This window comes from Limnoraphis robusta CS-951 (assembly GCF_000972705.2).
This window is the reverse complement of record NZ_LATL02000177.1, coordinates 1-18,910: the sequence shown is the minus strand read 5'-3', so window position 1 is coordinate 18,910 and position 18,910 is coordinate 1. Positions and strand designations below refer to the sequence as shown.

The following is an 18,910-nucleotide window of genomic DNA, read 5'->3' as shown; positions in this document are numbered from 1 at the left end:
AGAAAACAGGAGTTAATTCGATGGAAAAACAGCAAATTGTTCAAAATTGGAACACATTAGTTTCTCGCTTTGGTTCACCGCTTTATGTCTACGATCTCGACAGCGTTGATCGACAAGTAAAGACCCTTCAGCAAGCCTTACCAACGGATGCTAAAATCTTTTATTCACTCAAAGCCAACCCACTCCCGGCGATTGTGAATGCAGTTCGTCAAGCTGGATGTTGTTTAGAAGTTTGTTCAGAAAATGAACTGTTAGTCGCTCAAAATTCCGGGATTTCTTTAGACCATATTCTCTATAGTGGGCCGGGGAAAACCGATGGAGAAATTCGCCGAGCAATGGAAACAGGCGTAACGGCTTTTTCTGCCGAATCATGGACTGATGTTTTACGGATTGATAACGCCGCTCGTTCGACTCAAAAATCCGTTCGTTTATTGCTGAGAGTTAACCCCATTACCCCTCTAAAAAGTGGACTGGCGATGAGCGGAACGGCGACACAATTCGGCTTTGAAGAAACAGTGCTTACCGAGGGTAAAGAACAACTCAAAAATCTGAGTTCATCCGTTGAATTAGTTGGGTATCACATCTATTATGGAACTCAGTTAGACAATGAAGATACCATCGTAGAAGCTGTTACCGCAGCAATTGACTGTGTAGAAAGATTGACTGTAGAACTGGGATTTACACCCAAAGTTATCGACTTGGGGGGTGGTTTTCCCTGGCCGTTTGCGAATCTCAATTCGAGTGTTTCCCTAGACACGTTGAAACCTCGATTAGAGGAAATATTAGCCAAGCGCCATCACAGTTTATCGGCTGAGGTTTGGTTTGAATCTGGGCGTTATCTAGCGGCTTCTAGTGGGACGTTGATTGCAACGGTTCTCGACATTAAACCCGGAAAAGATGAGTCTCGATTTGTGGTTTTAGATGCGGGAATTAACCACTTAGGCGGAATGTCTGGACTCGGAAGAATTCCCAGAGGTTATGTTTTTATGCACAATCTATCGGCAGAAAACGAAACAACATCAACTGAGGTTTCTTCCGAACAAAGAACCTTTGTTGTAGGGCCTTTATGTAGTCCTTTAGATTGTTTGGCTCGCAATTCTAACTTACCTTCATCCCTGCGTATTGGTGATATTGTTGCCATTCCGAATGTAGGCGCTTATGGACTAACAGCCAGTCTGGTTGCTTTCCTCACTCGTCCCGCTCCTGTTGAAGTCGCATTACGCAATGGAAACCCCGTAGAATGTTACGCTCTGCGAACTGGACATGAACGGTTAATCTCTCTAGAAAGCGATGTAAAAATTACCCGAATTCGCAACTTAGAATTAACCGTTTAAACTCAAACTTGCTGACTCATTACCTATTATCAAATCGGAGAATTTACCATGAATAACACCATGAACAACACCATGAACAACACCATGAACAACACCCTAAACAACACCCTAAACAAGCTCAAAGAATGTATGGTTGAACATTTAAAATTCGTTCAATCAATTGACCAAATTGATGACGAAGCAGACCTCAATAGTTTGGGGCTAGATTCTATGTCGGCTACCAATCTAATGATTGACCTAGAAGATGAATTTAACATTACCTTTCCCGATGATTTATTAACTCCTGAAACCTTCCGCACCGTTCAAACCTTAAATTCTGCTATCCAAACCCTGATCACTCAATAAACACCGATGATGATTAATACTGAGAAAATGCCAGCTTCTTTCAATCATACTCTCTCTGCTTCTGCCCAACTTTCTCCCCTCCAACGTGCTTATTTTGTTGGACAACAGCCAAGTTTTGACCTTCATGTTCATCCCCATCTTTACTTAGAATTTGATCTCGATGAATGTGACAGCCAAGCACTCACTCAAGCGTTAAACATTCTGATTGCCAGACATGAAATATTACGCGCAGTGGTATTACCCACCGGTGAAATTTATGTTGTAGAAGACACCATTAACTATCAGATTCCCGAACAAAATTTGTGTCATCTAAACGGCGAAGAAACGACTCAAAAACTTGCAGAAATTCGCCAAACATTTTATCGGGCTGATCTCCAGTCCGATACACCACCCAACATAGAAGTACAGATCACACGTTTACCGAATTTTACCCGAGTTCACATCAATATTGACTTGTTATTTTTGGATGGAACAAGTGTAAGAATGGTACTGCACGAACTCTCAGAGATTTATACAAACCCCAATTGTTGTTTACCCAAAATTTCCTTTGATCTCTGCGGTTATGATGCTTACATCCAACAAAAACGAGCCACTGAGCGCTATCAACGAGCTAAAAACTATTGGTTTGAACGCTTAAAAACCTTACCAGAAGGCCCTACTTTTCCCTTAGTTTCTCAACTCAATTCTGCACGTCGTTCTCAACTCATTCGCCGCAAACACGTTCTTTCTGCCCAACAATGGGAAATCATTTGTCAACGGGCTAAAACTAAAGAAATCAGCCCAACAACCCTGTTATTGACCGCCTATAGTTTAATCATTGCTTATTGGTCAAAAACTCAGCACTATTCTTTGACCATGATGGTGCAGAATCGGGATCGGGAATTTGCAGATTTATCGAGAGTTTTGGGGAATTTTGCGAGTACAATTTTGGTTGAAGTTGATTTTCGAGAAGCCAAATCTTTTCAACAGCATTCCCAGGAAATTCATCGCCAAGTTTTTCGAGATTTAGCTCGTTCAATGATTTGTGGATTGGATGTTTTGCAAGAACGAAATCGTCAAGATGGAGCCGCATTTCACGCCGCCAGTCCCGTTGCTTTTGTCAGTATGTTAGCAGAACCAGGCCAACCCATTCCATCAGGAATCTTTCAATTAGAAGGGGAAAAAGTTGCATTTTGTGGTCTAGAAACACCTCAAGTTCTTGTCGATCATCAAGCCATTAGCCGACCCGATGGAGGGGTTTCATTAATCTGGGATACGATGGATTCCGCTTTTGAGACCGGTGTGTTGGATGATATGTTCAACGCCTATGTTTCTCTAGTGTCTAGTTTTGCAGAAAATGACAAAGTTTGGAACCAATCTTATTTTGATTTCCGCTCACAGGAACAGCAACAAAACCATACTGAATACAATCAAGTTTCAGCCCCGTTATTATCCGATTATTGTTTGCATGAATACCTTTATGAGCAAGCCGAAAAACTTCCAAATAAACCCCTGATTATCGATTCCCGTCGAACGATAACCTATGCAGAAGCGCTGGCTCTTTCTAACCAAATTGCTTGGACTTTACGCCAACAGTATCAAGTTCAACCCAATGAATTAATTGCGATTTACGCCGCTAAAGGTTGGGAACAAATTATTGCGGCTCAGGCAATTCTCGCTGCGGGGGCGGCTTATGTACCAATCGATCCGGCTTTTCCAGAGAACCGAAAACTCAATGTATTACAACGGTGTGGATGTCGAATTGTTCTCACTTCTCAAGCACATTTAAACGATGATTGTCTGGGAAATCTAACTAAAATTGCGGTCGATTGTTCAGAAAATTTAGTTGCTGAATTTAGCAATTTACCCCGAATTCAATCTTCCGATGATTTAGCCTATGTAATTTTTACGTCGGGTTCAACAGGTCAACCCAAAGGCGTCATGTTGAATCATCTCGGCCCCGTCAACACCATAGAAGACATCAATCGTCGATTTAAAATTACCGCTGATGATGTAATTTTTGGCATCTCTGAACTGAGTTTTGATTTATCAGTTTACGATATCTTTGGAAGCATCGCCGCAGGTGCAACTTTAGTATTACCTCCTGTCGGTGCGAATCGAGAACCCGCTTTGTGTACTCAACTTTGTGAAAAATACGGGGTAACTGTTTGGAATTCGGTTCCCGCCTTGGCTCATCTTTTAGTGGAATATCTCGAACGAAATCGGGTTTATAATAGCCTTTCGATTCGTTTGGTGATGATGAGTGGCGATTGGATTCCCGTACAATTACCGGATAAACTCAAGCAAATATTAGCCGCAAAAGTTGTTAGTTTAGGTGGGGCGACGGAGGCTTCTATTTGGTCAATTTACTACGAGATTGACGGGGTAGATTCGACCTGGACAAGCATCCCTTACGGCTATCCTCTCAGCAATCAATCCTTCTATGTTTTAGATGAAAGATTGCAACCTCGTCCTGATAATATTCCCGGTGAATTGTACATCGGTGGGGTGGGTGTTGCAGAGGGATATTGGCAAGATTCCGAAAAAACAACTCGTTCTTTTATTACTCATCCAATTTCTCAAGAACGAATTTACCGCACGGGGGATTGGGGGGTCAGACGTTCACCGGGTTATATTGATTTTCTCGGACGAAAAGATGGTCAAGTGAAAGTGCGGGGACATCGAATAGAATTGGGTGAAATCGAGAGCGTTTTACAGCGTCATCATGGGGTTGCAAATGCAGTCGCTAAAGTGATCGGCGAGCGCCCTCAAGAAGCCTATATCGCGGCTTATATCGTCGCTAAAGAAGGGGAAACAATACTGAGTGAAGAACTGCAAAAACACGCAACGGAATTTTTACCAGAATACATGATTCCGACCCGATTTGTGTTTATGAATCAACTCCCTTTAGGCGCAACCGGAAAAGTCGATCGCAAAGCACTTCCTATTCCCCAAGAGGTTCAACACGCCGATTCTAGCGAACTTCCACGCACGCCAACTGAACAGAAATTGGCGATTTTATGGTCAGAAGTTCTCGAAATTGACAAGCTTCATCGTGAGGATCATTTCTTTGAGTTGGGCGGAAACTCGTTTACAGCAGTTCGTTTAACCGCAGCCATTAGCGATCGCTTTGGGGTTGAACTTCCGGTAACGATGCTGTTGCAACATCCCACTTTAGCAAAATTAGCTGAATTCATCGATAAACACAACAAAAATTCTACCCTATCTCGGTCACATTTAGTTTCAATTGCGGGTCAAGAAACTCATCCTAAAGTCTTTTGGTTTCACCCTTCCGGTGGCGGTATTTTGTGTTATCAGGATTTGGGTAAATTGTTGTCAGCCCAGTTCCAGTTTTACGGAGTTCAGGCTCAAAGCGATCATCAATACAAACCGATGAATTCTATTCCTGAAATGGCAGAAGTTTATTTACAGGAAATTCGGGCGATACAACCCTCGGCTCCCTACCGTCTGGGCGGATGGTCAATGGGTGGCGTTATTGCCTATGAAGCGGCTCAACAACTGATTAAACAGGGGGTTGAAGTTGAACATTTGGTATTAATTGATAGTCCCGCACCTCGTCCGCGAAAACAGGCAGAATTCAAGACGCTGGTTTCATGGTTTGTTTCCGATGTTGCCGAAGCGGGAGAACTTTTCAACCTCGATTGTCTTCGGGTAAATAATGATTCTGAAGATATCGTACTCGCCGCTCTCAAAGAAGCACAACAACGGGGTTTTATTCCCTCGGGAAATCTAGATAATTTGCGTCCTCTGTTTGATGTTTTTTGCGCTAATCTTAACGCCTTGCATCGCTATCAAGCCTTACCTTTAACCGTAGATATTCCTTGTTTATTGGTGATGGCGACGCAAAACATTCACGAGCGGGTTGCTAACGAATCTCAGGAAATTTGGTCTTCTTTATTACCGAAACATACTACATTCTCTCAAGTTGAAGGAAACCATTTTTCGCTGTTAAAATCTCCGGCTGTCAGTCAACTCTCAAAACTGATTTTAAACAGCAGTTCCAACCCTAATTCTCTCAATTATTCAACACTTCCCCCTCTTTCTCAGATGAAATACCGAAAAAAAAGCTACAGATAATTATCCTTGAAAATCGGGGCCGTTTTATTTCTCCCCACGCAGAGGTTTAGGGAGAACTAACAAGGGGTGGAAAGTTTAGGAAACAGTTCATTAATCAGTGATTGACAATCTCAAAAAATTGTAATTCACAAAGCAAATAACTGTCACTTTCCACAGTCGGGAAAGGGGTGGGAATCCCGAATTATTCATCTACCCAAACAGGAGTTTATGTCATGCTTTCAATCAATCAAGTTTTCGATGAAGAATTCTATTTAGAATTTAATCCCGAAGCCGCAGAAGCCGTTGAACAAGGCGAATTTCTCACAGGACTCGATCATTTTTTAGCTGTTGGAGTCGATGGGGGATTACAATTTTCTCCCTTCATTGATGTTAATTACTATCAGCGAGTTTCCAATCCTGATTTATCCGATCTCAGTCCTCGTCAAGCCTTTGAACATTTACTGAATGAAGGAATTGAAGACGGTCGTTTATTCTCTCCATTTGTTGACTTAAACTTTTACAAAGAAGCGAATCCAGAATTATCCGATCTGAGTAATTCTGAAGCGTTGATTCATCTTAAAGATATCGGTTTAGAAGCCGGACTGAAATTTTATGATTTTGTTGATTTAGAAGAATATCGCTCCTTTAATTCCGAACTTTCAACTCAAAGTCTGTCCGATGCGTTTGTGAATTTAGCCACTCAATTTGCACCGGATGATGAAGGACGAATTCGGTATATCTCCCATGCGGCTCGAACTTCGTTTATTGATGAAGTTGATATCGTTACACCGGAAATGTTAGAAGGGGGAATGGATACAACCATCACTTATTCTAAAGCCGAGAATACAGTTAGAATGGATGTTGAATTTACCGGACTTCCCTATCGCATTGATCTCACCCGACCCGAAGATGTTTCTACACCCTACAATCAGTTTCCCGTTGAAATCCTAGATGCACGGTGGCAACTATGGATACTAACGAATATTGGCAGCGTTGAAAGTAACTTTTGGTATGACGGTCAAACGGGGGATTTAATTGGTAACGAATTTGATCTCTTTGAGAGTATTCCAGAAGATAATTCCGGTCTGGATGTTAATAATGACGGAGTAGAAGATCTGGCGGTATCCATACCTGTTACTCAAGCGGTTAGCACTCCCATTTTTGAAGGAAATCCAGACGGTACCGCCAGCGTAACCTTTGAATTTGACTACGATCAAATGCTCGATGAACAGGGGAAAGGAGGTGTCTATATTTCTCAAGTTCCCTACAATATTAATCGACCGGATGAGTTAGGACTCTATCAAACAGACGGGGGTTTACCCGTATCAGAAGCGCCAACTTGGGATGATGCTTTAGAAACGATGCGTTCTCCTTTTGGGTTTAGTATTGGTCATAGTTTAGAACCGGAAGTTAAACCCGATTATTTAGCTTCTCGTTCTTCTTTAATGATTGGGTTTACCAATTTTTATCCTAATCTTATTCCAGATGGTGTTATCTTTGAACCGAACCGAGGTTCACATCGATTTGTAGAACCCGATGATTTGCTGACTCATGTTAATGAACCCTCACCCGCAAGACTCGCCGCACTTGAAGCTGAAACAGAAGAAATTTTCGGGACTGCAAATGATGATGTATTTAATGCCGGTGATATCAATGGTGAATTTGACGGAAATCACGATAGTGTTTTTGCAGGTCCGGGGGATGATTTGATTGATGCAACTCAAGCTGTGATCCCCGGATTCCCCAGTCTAGCGGGTAATAATAGCCTTTACGGAGGAGAAGGCAATGATACGATAGCGGGTGGCTTCCAAAAAGATCGGATTTTTGGCGATGACGGTGATGATGTGTTGCGCGGAGACGGTAACAGTCGTTTACCTGGCGGTACGGTGGGCGGCGATGACACCATTGAGGGCGGTAACGGCGATGATCGCATCGGAGGTAAAGCCGGAAATGACCTCCTATTGGGAGGTGAAGGCGACGATCGCATCTGGGGTGATGATGGCGATGATATTATTAATGGGGGTTCGGGTAACGACACCCTAACTGGCGATGATTTTTCAGGCGGTGAAGGTGCGGATACTTTTGTTTTGAATATTGCCGAGGGAATTGATACGATTGTTGATTTTGAAGTGGGAATTGATCGCCTCGATCTGAGTGGTACAGATGCAACTTCTATTGATGATTTGGTTCTGACTCAAGAGGGAGCAAATACGCAAATTTCTTTCGCGGGTTTTGATTTGGCAACTCTGCAAAATATCGAAGTTAGTGACTTGGCGATCGCATCAGAAAATCATTTCGTTTTTGCTTAAATTTGCTTAACTTGTAGATTCTCGCGCCTCAGCTTCAAACCACCATCGAGTTTGTAGTAAGTGCTGTAAGCTTTTCCTATCTTAATCATTTCAAGCTGATTGTTTGTCGTTGAACTTTAGCTTCAGGCTTGGTGCGCGGGCATCGCAACAACTCTTTAACGGCTTAGTTTTTCAGTGCTTACTACAACAGTTCAATAAAACGCTCAGGATTTATAATGATGATTGCCACTTCTTCTAATAACATTCAATCTCATTCTAACCATTTAACTCGGTTTTGGAATCCTTTTAAAATAGTAATTTCTGACTATGCGATCGCTTTTCAACGTGATCCGGCAGCTCGCAATTGGTTAGAAGTCCTACTCTGTTATCCTGGCCCCCAAGCCTTATTATTTTATCGCATTGCCCACTTTTTATATCAATTAAACCTCCCCGTTATTCCTCGACTTCTGTCTCATTTTGCTCGATTTTTAACCGGAATAGAGATTCATCCGGGTGCAACAATTGGTCATCATGTTTTTATCGATCATGGTATGGGAGTTGTGATTGGAGAAACCGCAATTATTGGCGATTATTGTTTAATTTATCAAGGGGTAACACTGGGAGGAACGGGAAAAGAAACGGGTAAACGTCATCCCACTTTAGGCTGCGGTGTGATTGCAGGTGCTGGAAGTAAAATACTCGGTAATATCACCATCGGCGATCAAGTTCGTGTCGGTGCAGGTGCCGTTGTTTTAAAAGATGTTCCCCCTCATTCTACGGTTGTGGGTGTACCTGGTCGCATTATTTCTCATTCCGTTTCTTCCTTAACAGCTAAAGTCGTCAATCTTGTTTAATCGGATCAAAAAAAGTTGAAATTAAAGTTGAAATCAAAATGGATACAATGCTTCAGTCTACGAATATTTCCAATTCAGGATCACTTCAAAACAAGCAAAAGCCAATTGTAGAAGAAATGTTCTATTATTTTGCTTATGGATCATGTATGTGTCCGGTTGATTTGCAGCGAACAATGAAAGAACCCACTCATCATTATGTAGTTGGGCCTGCTCTAATCAAAGGATATCGATTAGGATTTTATTTACAATATCGTCGCCGAAATTGTGGCGCATTAGATATTGTCCAAGATCCCAAGAGTCACGTTGAAGGAGTTTTGTATCACCTTCCTCGACGAATGATCAATCTTTTAGATCAGCGAGAAGAAGTGTGTTTCAATCATCATCAAGCTATTCATGTGGGGAGTTATCGACCAGAAAGAGTTGAGGTTTTTTGCAAAGGTCAACGTTATTCTGATGTTAGAACGTATACGGTCGTCAATAAATTACCCGAAGAACTTGCACCCAATGACTGGTATTTTAACGTTGTGATGCGAGGTGCTATCACCTGTGGTCTGACTGAAGAATATTGCTGGAAATTATTTCAACATATGTACAGTTTGCAGAAAGAACAACTTCAATATCATCTCAGTTCAATCCAAGCTTCAATCTCGCTCAAATCACTATCCAGTGATTAGGGATTTAAGACAAACTCATCAAATTTTATCACATCTGAATTGGGTTGTCGTGTATCAAAATAGTAACTACTGACGGTTCCGGTGGCGGTGTCAAAAATACTAAAAGCGGTGATGTCATCACTGGCAATATAGGGTAAAGGTTCACCTTTTTCTGATAAAATAGGTTGTAGAGTTGGCATTACAGCTTCTAAGTTATTCGGATCGCCCACTGCACTATAATTTTGAGTTTGAAAACCGGGAGGAATAAACCGTCGTTTGTCTCCTAAATAAGCCCCATAAGTATTTCCGACATTGGATGATTCTAAAAAATGTATCCCGCTTTTACTGACAAAACGGTTCCACAGATGGGAATGTCCGTAATACACTAATTGTACTCCCGCTTGTTCTAATAAAGGGATAACATCTCGAATAATATAATCTTCAGACTTGGGATATTCATAACGAATCATTTGAATATTTCCTTGTTCATCTCGGTCAATAATTTGTACGGGATCAGTGTAGGGAGGAACAATATTATCTCCTAAAGAATGAGGCGGATGATGAAACATAACCACTTTATATTTGGCTTGTTTAAATTCAGGACTGTTTAATTCTTGCTGTAACCAATTATATTGTTCACTTCCTTTTTTGCTCGGTTCAAAAATATGTTGTCCGTAGCCCCAATTTTCCGGTTGGTTAAAATCACGATCTCGTTCTCGATATTTACCCCGAATATTTTGACTTAAACCGGGATTTCGCCAAATATTGGTCACATACAAAACAACTAAACGAATATCTCCAAAAGTAACAGCATAATAGTTTTTATCTCCATTGGGTAAAGTGAAAATTTCATTATAGGTATCGCTGTTAAAGCTATTATTTTTTAACCATTCTGTTTTGACTTCTGGATTATTATTGGTATTAATAGTTTGGATGTTTTTCTGATAAACTGTTTCAGCCGCTTGGCGAGGATAGGGATTATTAAACTGTTCATTCAAATCAATCTCTGTTGAGAATTTACCCATAATTTCATGGTTGCCAATAGCGGGAAATAAAGGCATATTTTGAATAAGTTTACCGCCCTTATAGGTTGTGTTTACGCCATTTTTTTCGAGTTGATAATTTCCTCGACCTTGTAACAGTGGAAAAAATGCACCGCCTCGGTTATCATCAAACCATTCCGAAGCGCGATCAGGAATATTGATTAAATCTCCGGCTAAGAAAATTCCATCAATATTATCTATTGTTTCAACCACTTTTTGTAAGTTTGCAGCCGTCATCGGTTTTAACTGATGATCGGAAGTTAATAAGATTTTTAAAGGGGTTCCAGGTAGGGGTTTAGCCGCCAAAGAAAACACCTCACTCTTGACTGTTCCGCCTTGATTCGTTAGACTCGTAACTTGATAGGGAACTCGCACTCCTGGCGTTAAATTGGGAACTTCTGCTTCGTGTCGCCAAATGTGGCGCATTGTTGGTTTTTGATAAACGGTTCCGTCTGCGGTTTGTTCTCCGACTCGGGACTTTTGATCTTCTTGAGTGCGACTCAGTTTAGTGGTTTTAGCCGCTACGTTTTGTTCTAAATTTTCACCGTAACTAACGAAGTGACGAGAACCGGAAAACTCAGTAAACCACACAACTCTAACTGAGTTTTCTGTGGGAAGCTGTAAAAATGGATCGGTTAAAAGTTTGGGTTGAGGAAATTGTAAAATCATTGCTAAAATGAGTAGAAATAGTGTAATAATTAGAACAGCTATAATCCAAAGATTACGCGGTGAGTCGGGAGTGATGGGAGTTGGATTTGAGGATGATGACATGGTGTAACTCTGCTTGTCACTTTTTAATTATAGAGTAGTACGGTGATTCAACACAAAGACACAAAGATTTGCTGTTAAGTTTTCTCTGTACATTGGTGGTTTTTCTGGTTTTAAAAATAGCTCTAAAAAATTAAATAATTTTCAACTTGCTTTGAATTTTAGTTGAATGTTTTATGATAAAATCAAGACAACAAGACATAAAAAACTTCCCTCACCTGTTTTTGATAGGTTAAGGGAAGTTAATGATTACTAATCGGTTAGACGAGAGGAACTGTCAAGTAAGCGGCGAGAACGAAAAATGAAAACAGGCATAAAGGAAAGAACATGACAATACCTCCTGAAGTTATAGGGTTATGATTAGAATTTATTCTTCTAATTATAAATATTACCTAAACTGGGATTTTCGTCAAGGTGGAAAGACCGTAATTTTTCTGGGGGAAAACCTCTCGAGTTGGACATCTAACCCGAGTACCCAAACTTCCGAAAAGGGGTTGAAGTGACAGGATCACGCTATCTTCTCAAGTTATCTATTTTTCTTCGTCAAAAAGTTCTCAATTCGTATAAGAATAGAGAGGTAAAACACCTGATGCGAGTTCCCGCTAAATAATTATGGCCAGTTCAGACGAGCAGAAGCAGAAAATTCAAGAACACCTAGCCCGTAGTCTAGGACAGTTCACCCAAGCTTCATCCACCTCGTACAACCCCTTGAGTTCATCGGATGAACGCAAGCGTCGGGTGATGGAGCATCTTCGCCTCACTAAAGGCTAAACTCTAAACTGGGTGCAGTTTTCTGATCCCTGGTGTTGAGTGGTGAGGTGAGAAAATATCCCGATTCAACATTAGCGTTAATCAGGACTGTACCCAATTGATTGTATGTTACAATTAACAGATATTAGTCTATGTCTTTTCACAGTCAAAACCTAAAAGCCTTTCTGCAACTTTTGAAAGAAAAACCTCAACTCTTCCCCGAGTCAAAACGTCAAGAACTACTTGAGTTAATAGAACCGTTAGAAGATGATATCGAAACCTTATCAGTTGAGATCGCCAAGTGGTATGAAAATTATGATGAAATTGTTGATGCTCAGTTAGAAATTCTGAATAATTTTATTTTACTCAATCCAAATTCGGAACAAACATCAACCTCAGCCGCCGCAATTGCTCGTTTTCCGGGAACTAAAGCAGCTTCTGCTTCTCAAGCAAAACCCCAGTTAAATAAAGAGACTTTATTATTATATTTATAACCAGTCAGAGATCCAGAGATCCAGAGATTAAAATCTCTGTCTAATACATAAAGTCCTCGCGTATAGGACTTAGGTGGGTTTTTAGACGGGGAATTTATTCCCCGCTTTTAAGCTTTCAAACTCCTCGTAGGAGAGGGTTAGGGAGAGGTCGTTGGGGGGTTAGTTAAAAAATAAACTCAACATTGAGTTTCCAGTTTTTGTCTTGTCGAATAATCTCAATTTTACGGATAAATTCTCGAAAATAAAAGCGCCGTTCAGTTTCCGATAAATCTAGCCAAAACTGCTGTATAGAAACGGCTTGGGCGGTTTCTTTTAAACTCACTGGGGGAAATTGAGCGAGTTTTCCTTGGAGTTGGGCGATTTCTGTTTTCACTTTGTAGGTTCGCAGTTGGGCGGTTTCTTCATCTAATATTCCCGTTGCGGTTAACTGGGGTAATTGAGAGAGAATTTCTTGTTTTATTGTTAGGGCTTGTTGAAGTTCTATTTTAATTCTATCTAAATTGGGTAGTTCTAACTCTGAAACCGCTCGGGGTAAATCCTCACAAATTTGTTGAATTGTTGCCTCTAAAATGTTATTATAGGATAAGGCTTTACACTTGGGTTGAAGCGGGCAAGCGGTGGGGCGCAAATACAAATATTCGCGGCTTTTCCGATAGGTTGTGACTCGGCTAACCGTCATCAAACAGCCACATTCCCCACAAAACACTAAACCCGCTAAGGAACGAGGCGCACTTGCAGTTTTCGGAGACATTTGTTGGTTGCGGCGCAATAATCTATCAATTTGGGCGGCTTCTTCCCGAGATAAAATTGCAACATGAGTATTGAGAAGAACTTCCCCATTTTTATATTCTAAATCTCCTCGATAAACGGGATTTGTTAACCATCTTCTCCCCGTTGTGACTGAGATTTTCTTGCTATATCGCTTTTCTAAATATCGCACCGCCCCCCGCAACGAACCGTAAATTAAAAACCGTTCAAAAAATTCTTTAACGACTGGGGCGGTGGTTCGATCTAAAGTATAGCGCTCTTTTCCCCGACGATAACCGTAGGGGGCTTTTCCGGGGGGTGGTGTGGCATTGATGCGGTTGCGGGCGTGTCCCTGACGGATGCGGCGACTGCGTTGACTGGTTTGAATTTCGGCAATCAGTTTAATTAAATCAACTTGAGTCGCATCAGAAATCGCACGATTCAGATTAGATTCTATAGCAATAATTTTAACATTTAATCTTTCTAATTGCAAGAGGCGATCGCTAACTTGTTGTAGAGAGTCTCCGAGTTCTTCAAACCGTCGAATTAACAGATATTCTGTCGGTTCAGCTTCACAGTCTGCTAATAGTTTATCCAGTTGTTGACGTTCTCCCAAATCTTGATAAACCTGATCGATTTCCCAACCCCAAATCATCCGGTTCGGAGGTGTTTCTAGCAACGGATCGCTGTAGGAATAAGCAATAATTTTCATGGAATGATTTAAGCTTGACTGAGTTCGATAATATTACCATCAGGATCTTGCACAAATAACGCCGCCCTACCCGATGAACTCATTTGAAACGTGCAGTTATTTTCGGTGAGTTTTTGTTGGAATTCTTCTAAGTTATCTACAGAAAAGGCGAGATGTCTGTTTCGTCCCCATTTTTCGTTATTAACCACATCAGGAACTACCGCAGGGGCTTGAATTAAATGAATTTGAAAGTCTCCGACTTGATACCAAGTTCCAGGAAAATTGAGAGAACGTTCAACTTGAGGAAGTTCGAGAATATTTCCATAGAAATTATTTGCTTTTTCTAAATCAGCCACTAAAATCGCCGCATGGAGAGATTGAATAATTTTCATCATCTACACCTAAGTATTTTCAACACAGCAGTAACAAACAATCACTTAATTTCCGTGATATTACGGATTTTAATCTAAACTGACCTCTTATACAATATTAGATAGAAGGAGAATCTAAGCTGATGCAAGTTTGAACAGCCTCAGTTAGTACCGTGAAAATCATGCCCAATTCTGTAGATTTAAAAATCAAAACTCGTCTGTTGCTTGCACTGTGGGACTTAGGCGGCGCAACTGATCAAATCAAAAAAAGTGATTTGATTAATTCGGTTAAACAAGGTAAAGAGAAAGTCGCCACCTATCAACCCGTACTAGACGAATTAAACGAAAAAGGTGCGATCGCGATCACAACGAAAAACCGATCTGTTAAAGTTTCTTTAACCGATATCGGTTTGCAGATTTTAGAGGACTGTCTGAAAAGTCCTGACTTTGAATATAACGCCAGACAACGGGTGAGAACGAAGGATTTTAACGCCGTTTTGCGGTGGCTGCGACAGAGCAATTATAACACAAAACAGGTCAATTCTCAACCCTCTATTTCAGAAAATAAGATTACATCTTATGATGAGTTTAAGTCCGTCGCCTTGGAGGTTTATGAGTGCCTCAACCGTGACTTTAATTATGACAATCTTGTGCCAATTTATCGCATTCGCCGGGAAATTGGGGAAAAAGTCACGCGATCGCAATTTAGTGATTGGATGTTAGAAATGCAAGCCAATGACTTGATCCAACTGATAGGCGGTGAAATGACAGATATTACCCCCGATAAAGCTGAAGACTCGATCAAAACTGAACTTGGAGGAATGCGCTATTACGTCAGACGGCTCAGTTTCTAATTGTAAATTGTTTGTAAACCTTAAATTTTTAGGACAGTACCATGACACATTCAAACGTTCATTCTCCCCTGGAAGACATCAAATCAGCCCTTCTGGAAAAAAATCCTTTTAGCGAGTATAGTGTGTGCCACAACCACATCTGGAATTACGCTATTACTGATGTCAAATCTCTCAATGCTCACGCCTCAAATGCAGTTCTGCAAGCCCTCAAACAAAATCAAACAACCTCAATTGTAGTGACTGCGGAATATGGAACCGGAAAAAGTCATATCATTAGTCGCCTTCGTCATCAATTGCAAACTCAGGGTAATACGTTATTTGTCTATGCCAATCAATACGGAAATCTCAATCAAGATCTCAAAAACACCTTTCAAAAAATCTTGGCTAATAGTCTTAAAAAAGTGGGTCATCAAGAAGTCAAACAATGGCAAGAGTTAGCAACTGCAATGATTAACCACGTTCTTAAAGTTGTTAAACCCCAACCCAATCAGTATGATCCTCCAAATTTGGTTGAAAAGTTTCAAAAGGCTTCGTTGGAATCTATCTCAAAAAAAGTTGAGCAGTTTACCAGAGCTTTTCACAAAAAAATAGCTGACAAAAATCCTGATATTATCAAAGCGATCTTCTGGACACTTTCACCCGATCAGTTTCCATACGCAGTCAAGTGGTTAGCGGGTGAAGAAATTGCTCAATGTAACGCAAATGAGTTGAGACTACCCACTCAATCCCAATCGTTTGAAACTGTAGTTGAAACTTTGGCAATTATTAGCCAGTACAATAAAATCTTGATTTGCTTTGATGAGCTAGATAGTAAAGAATTTAATGAACAGGGGTTCACCAAAGCACAAATTGTTGCTGGATTGATTAAAGAACTGTTTGAGAACTTAAGCAATGGCGTTATTCTCAGCGTAATGTTACCTGCGGTTTGGCAAGATAAAATAAAAAAAGCTGATCTATCTTGGCAGAAAGTTTCCGCTTATGGAGAAGCACTCAACTTGAAATTTATGGATGAAGAATCGGTTGTTGAGTTGGTGAAATTACGACTAAACCAGTTGTACAAAGAAACAAATCTCACACCTCCTTATCCGCTTTATCCATTTGATGAAACAGAATTGCGTAAACTTGGAAAAACTAAATCTGAAACTGTCCGAAGGGTTTTAACTTGGTGCAAAGAAAAACTGCCTCAGCTTTTAGATCCCCAAGTAAGTTCTCCCGAAGTTGAAAATAAAGTTCAATCTGCTTTCAATATAGAAATGCAATTAGAAATTGACAACTATATTGACGATAACTACTCAATAGCAGATGCTTTGTTATTTGGATTTCGAGGGTTAATTGGTCAAACCATTGAGCGAGTTTTGATTAAAGATGTCACTGAAAGCGTCAACAATAAATCTGGAAAAGACAACTATATCAACTTTAAAATCATTGGAACCGAAGACGGAAAAAAAGTTAAAATCGGGGTAGCAGTGTTACAATACACGGGAGGAAATTCATTAGGCGCTGGACTCCGAAGATTAACCCAACCCGAAAACTTTGGGATTGAGTTAACCCGCAGTTGTTTAGTTCGTTCCAAAGACCGAAAAATGACTCCTTATATTCAGAATACATATATTACACCTTTGATCGAGAAAGGCGGAGAATATGTTGAACTGAAAGAAGATGAGCTTAAACCCCTGATTGCGATTCGTTCGGTTTACAATAAACGGGAAGTTGAATATCAACTCACAAAAGAAGAAATTGAACAATTTATTGCTGAAAAAGGTGCTGAAAATTTATTAGGCGCGAGTAATCCTTTACTTCAAGAAATTCTCAGCGATCCTTCCTATATTGTCCCTGATGACATGATCGAAGAAGAACTGTTTGACTTGGGTGTATTATCTTTTGAAGAAGAAGATGCTAGCGATGAACAAGATTTAGCTAATTTTTAGTTGAGTTTAAAAGGAAATAAACGTGAGTCAATCTATTTCTATTGACGTTGCTTTGCGTCTACCTGCTCCCGAATTGGAAGCGTTAAACCAAGGGCGAACTATCTTAATTATTGCTGGAATTTTTATTAATCCCGGTAGACAGTTCGCTCTTTATCCCGCAGATACATCATCCAATACCCTCCCAAACGAACAATATTATCGTCCGAATTTTTTACCAACAGTTCATCAGAGTTTAGCTGAATTGGGTTCGGAAACGGTAACGATAAAAAGTTGGGCAAAATGTGAACTTTGTCAAATCGTTAACGAAGCAGAACGGTTGGATTTGTTATCTCAGTTAACGGTTTGGACTGAGGAAGCTTTGCATCAAACTTTAGCCAAGCGAGGACATTTTTTTCTAACCTATTTGCGGGTTTATCAACTGAGTGAACCGTCAGAAATTGCGGTTAATTCTAGTCCCCGTTTTCTTCCTATTTCCCCCGCTTTAACGGTTAGTGAAGATAACCCGATTTTAAGTAACGACGCCTTCGATCAACGATATCGTCAAATTCTCAACCGTCAGCCTCCATTACATCCCGAATTAGAAGAATTACAAACCGCAATTTCTCAGTTAGCAGTAACTCATTCTGCGGCGAAACAATTCGATGAGCAAATTCAACAATTTATAGGTTGGAAAATGGCAAAAAAAACTAAACCTTTACCCGATTGGATTTCTACAATTAACGAGTTGGGAACAGCAGAAACAGGCGGAAAATATGAAAAAGGAACCGCCTTTGAAAATATCGTTCGTAAAAGTTTAGCGTATTTGGGTTTTGAGGTTCATAGTGATGCAAAAGGCGGTGCAGGTGGGATGGATTTGTATTGTCATAAACCCTATCCAATGGTGGGGGAATGCAAAGCCGGAAAGAGTCTTCCTGATTCTACAGCAGAACAACTCTATCGAATTGGTACGAGACATTTAGGTAGAGAAAGCTATGAAACTGCTGTCAAATTAATTATTGGCCCAGGTAAACCTACAAGTTATCTTGAGAAATCTGCACAACAATCTATTATCAGTATTATTAATCCCATGACTTTACAAAACTTGGTTGAACTTCAAGCAAAATATCCCGGTTCAGTTAATCTAATTGAACTGAAAGAATATTTTACAGCCGGACAAATTGATGATAAAATTGATGAATATATTGAGAAAGTTAAACAAGACATTCAACGGCGAAGCAAAATTATTGAAGCCGTTAAAAAACAGGGAGAATTCGGAACCGCTCAACCCACAGTTACAGAAATCAGAATTCAATATAATTCGATGTTTGCAACCGACATCAACTCGACACTTTCTCAAGAAAAAGTTCGAGACTTGCTGATAGAGTTATCTTCTCCCTTAACGGGTTATTTAGGTCGTGTTGACGGAACTGAGCAATTTTACTTTCTGCGGGAACTCGAAATTAATTAAAGACCTGTAGGGGCGGGTTACGCAATAACTTATCGTACTCAGAAATAATGGTTATAAACCCGCCCCACCCCAACAATTATTTATAAACTGATTACGGGGCGGATTTATTAACGTTAATTTCAATTGACAAAATTCACGCCTCATTCAATTCATACCGGGGAAGGGGCGGATTTATTAATATTAATAATAGACACCAAAATCCCGACGAACCCGCCCCTACATTTAATGACATTATTTCAACCTGACGGGGCGGGTTTATTTAGATTAATTCTAGGTGACAAAATTCA

General features: G+C 40.4%; 13 protein-coding genes and 1 pseudogene. 11 read left to right on the top strand and 3 right to left on the bottom strand.

Annotated elements, in window-relative coordinates:
* Positions 1–20: 20 nt before the first annotated feature.
* From WN50_RS15025 to WN50_RS15000, 6 genes and pseudogenes are all read left to right on the top strand, one after another.
* Positions 21–1,334, top strand: a complete 1,314-nt coding sequence (locus WN50_RS15025) for a type III PLP-dependent enzyme domain-containing protein (protein WP_049559670.1) — start codon at positions 21–23, stop codon at positions 1,332–1,334.
* A gap of 48 nt (positions 1,335–1,382) precedes the next feature.
* A complete protein-coding gene (locus tag WN50_RS15020; protein WP_082172450.1) occupies positions 1,383–1,679 on the top strand; it encodes a phosphopantetheine-binding protein in 297 nt (98 codons plus the stop codon).
* 6 nt (positions 1,680–1,685) lie between these two features.
* Positions 1,686–5,756 carry a non-ribosomal peptide synthetase gene (locus tag WN50_RS15015; protein ID WP_046276788.1) on the top strand — a complete coding sequence of 1,357 codons (4,071 nt, stop codon included), beginning with the start codon at positions 1,686–1,688 and terminating at the stop codon, positions 5,754–5,756.
* 212 nt (positions 5,757–5,968) lie between these two features.
* Positions 5,969–8,044 carry a calcium-binding protein gene (locus WN50_RS15010; RefSeq protein WP_049559667.1) on the top strand — a complete coding sequence of 692 codons (2,076 nt, stop codon included), beginning with the start codon at positions 5,969–5,971 and terminating at the stop codon, positions 8,042–8,044.
* Positions 8,045–8,334: 290 nt separating this feature from the next.
* Positions 8,335–8,838, top strand: a pseudogene (cysE, locus tag WN50_RS15005) (serine O-acetyltransferase); the annotation flags it as partial.
* Positions 8,839–8,993: 155 nt separating this feature from the next.
* On the top strand, positions 8,994–9,551 hold the full coding sequence (locus WN50_RS15000; protein WP_152964825.1) for a gamma-glutamylcyclotransferase: 558 nt from the start codon (positions 8,994–8,996) through the stop codon (positions 9,549–9,551).
* On the opposite strand, the gene WN50_RS14995 is transcribed toward WN50_RS15000, so the two are convergent.
* Positions 9,548–11,344 carry a purple acid phosphatase family protein gene (locus tag WN50_RS14995; RefSeq protein ID WP_082172449.1) on the bottom strand — a complete coding sequence of 599 codons (1,797 nt, stop codon included), beginning with the start codon at positions 11,342–11,344 and terminating at the stop codon, positions 9,548–9,550. The two genes, WN50_RS15000 and WN50_RS14995, sit on opposite strands and share 4 nt — an antisense overlap.
* A gap of 609 nt (positions 11,345–11,953) precedes the next feature.
* Between WN50_RS14995 and WN50_RS35355 the strand changes: the two genes are divergently transcribed.
* Together WN50_RS35355 and WN50_RS14990 are read left to right on the top strand one after the other, a co-directional pair.
* Positions 11,954–12,112, top strand: coding sequence for a hypothetical protein (locus tag WN50_RS35355; RefSeq protein ID WP_200906290.1), 159 nt, complete (start codon positions 11,954–11,956; stop codon positions 12,110–12,112).
* A gap of 131 nt (positions 12,113–12,243) precedes the next feature.
* On the top strand, positions 12,244–12,585 hold the full coding sequence (locus WN50_RS14990) for a hypothetical protein (protein ID WP_046276786.1): 342 nt from the start codon (positions 12,244–12,246) through the stop codon (positions 12,583–12,585).
* A gap of 163 nt (positions 12,586–12,748) precedes the next feature.
* On the opposite strand, the gene WN50_RS14985 is transcribed toward WN50_RS14990, so the two are convergent.
* Together WN50_RS14985 and WN50_RS14980 are read right to left on the bottom strand one after the other, a co-directional pair.
* On the bottom strand, positions 12,749–14,044 hold the full coding sequence (locus WN50_RS14985) for a recombinase family protein (protein ID WP_046276785.1): 1,296 nt from the start codon (positions 14,042–14,044) through the stop codon (positions 12,749–12,751).
* A gap of 8 nt (positions 14,045–14,052) precedes the next feature.
* A complete protein-coding gene (locus WN50_RS14980) occupies positions 14,053–14,415 on the bottom strand; it encodes a VOC family protein (protein WP_046276784.1) in 363 nt (120 codons plus the stop codon).
* A gap of 161 nt (positions 14,416–14,576) precedes the next feature.
* Here WN50_RS14980 and WN50_RS14975 point away from each other — a divergent pair, with 161 nt between their 5' ends.
* Genes WN50_RS14975 through WN50_RS14965 form a run of 3 tightly spaced genes read left to right on the top strand, consistent with a single transcriptional unit; the run spans position 14,577 to position 18,623 of the window.
* Positions 14,577–15,248 (top strand): hypothetical protein, encoded by a 672-nt coding sequence (locus tag WN50_RS14975; protein WP_046276783.1) that lies wholly within the window; start codon positions 14,577–14,579, stop codon positions 15,246–15,248.
* Between the two features lie 41 nt (positions 15,249–15,289).
* The gene (locus tag WN50_RS14970; protein WP_049559664.1) at positions 15,290–17,176 is read left to right on the top strand and encodes a P-loop NTPase fold protein; all 1,887 of its coding nucleotides are present in this window, start codon (positions 15,290–15,292) and stop codon (positions 17,174–17,176) included.
* Positions 17,177–17,198: 22 nt separating this feature from the next.
* Positions 17,199–18,623: a DUF1802 family protein gene (locus WN50_RS14965; protein ID WP_046276782.1), complete on the top strand. Its 1,425-nt coding sequence runs from the start codon at positions 17,199–17,201 to the stop codon at positions 18,621–18,623.
* Positions 18,624–18,910 lie beyond the last annotated feature (287 nt).

What these genes read in the sequence shown, in the direction of transcription:
- WN50_RS15025 (WP_049559670.1), top strand. Translation starts at nt 21, where the DNA reads ATGGAAAAACAGCAAATTGTTCAAAATTGGAACACATTAGTTTCTCGC.
- WN50_RS15020 (WP_082172450.1), top strand. Translation starts at nt 1,383, where the DNA reads ATGAATAACACCATGAACAACACCATGAACAACACCATGAACAACACC.
- WN50_RS15015 (WP_046276788.1), top strand. Translation starts at nt 1,686, where the DNA reads ATGATGATTAATACTGAGAAAATGCCAGCTTCTTTCAATCATACTCTC.
- WN50_RS15010 (WP_049559667.1), top strand. Translation starts at nt 5,969, where the DNA reads ATGCTTTCAATCAATCAAGTTTTCGATGAAGAATTCTATTTAGAATTT.
- WN50_RS15000 (WP_152964825.1), top strand. Translation starts at nt 8,994, where the DNA reads ATGTTCTATTATTTTGCTTATGGATCATGTATGTGTCCGGTTGATTTG.
- WN50_RS14995 (WP_082172449.1), bottom strand. Translation starts at nt 11,344, where the DNA reads ATGTCATCATCCTCAAATCCAACTCCCATCACTCCCGACTCACCGCGT.
- WN50_RS35355 (WP_200906290.1), top strand. Translation starts at nt 11,954, where the DNA reads ATGGCCAGTTCAGACGAGCAGAAGCAGAAAATTCAAGAACACCTAGCC.
- WN50_RS14990 (WP_046276786.1), top strand. Translation starts at nt 12,244, where the DNA reads ATGTCTTTTCACAGTCAAAACCTAAAAGCCTTTCTGCAACTTTTGAAA.
- WN50_RS14985 (WP_046276785.1), bottom strand. Translation starts at nt 14,044, where the DNA reads ATGAAAATTATTGCTTATTCCTACAGCGATCCGTTGCTAGAAACACCT.
- WN50_RS14980 (WP_046276784.1), bottom strand. Translation starts at nt 14,415, where the DNA reads ATGAAAATTATTCAATCTCTCCATGCGGCGATTTTAGTGGCTGATTTA.
- WN50_RS14975 (WP_046276783.1), top strand. Translation starts at nt 14,577, where the DNA reads ATGCCCAATTCTGTAGATTTAAAAATCAAAACTCGTCTGTTGCTTGCA.
- WN50_RS14970 (WP_049559664.1), top strand. Translation starts at nt 15,290, where the DNA reads ATGACACATTCAAACGTTCATTCTCCCCTGGAAGACATCAAATCAGCC.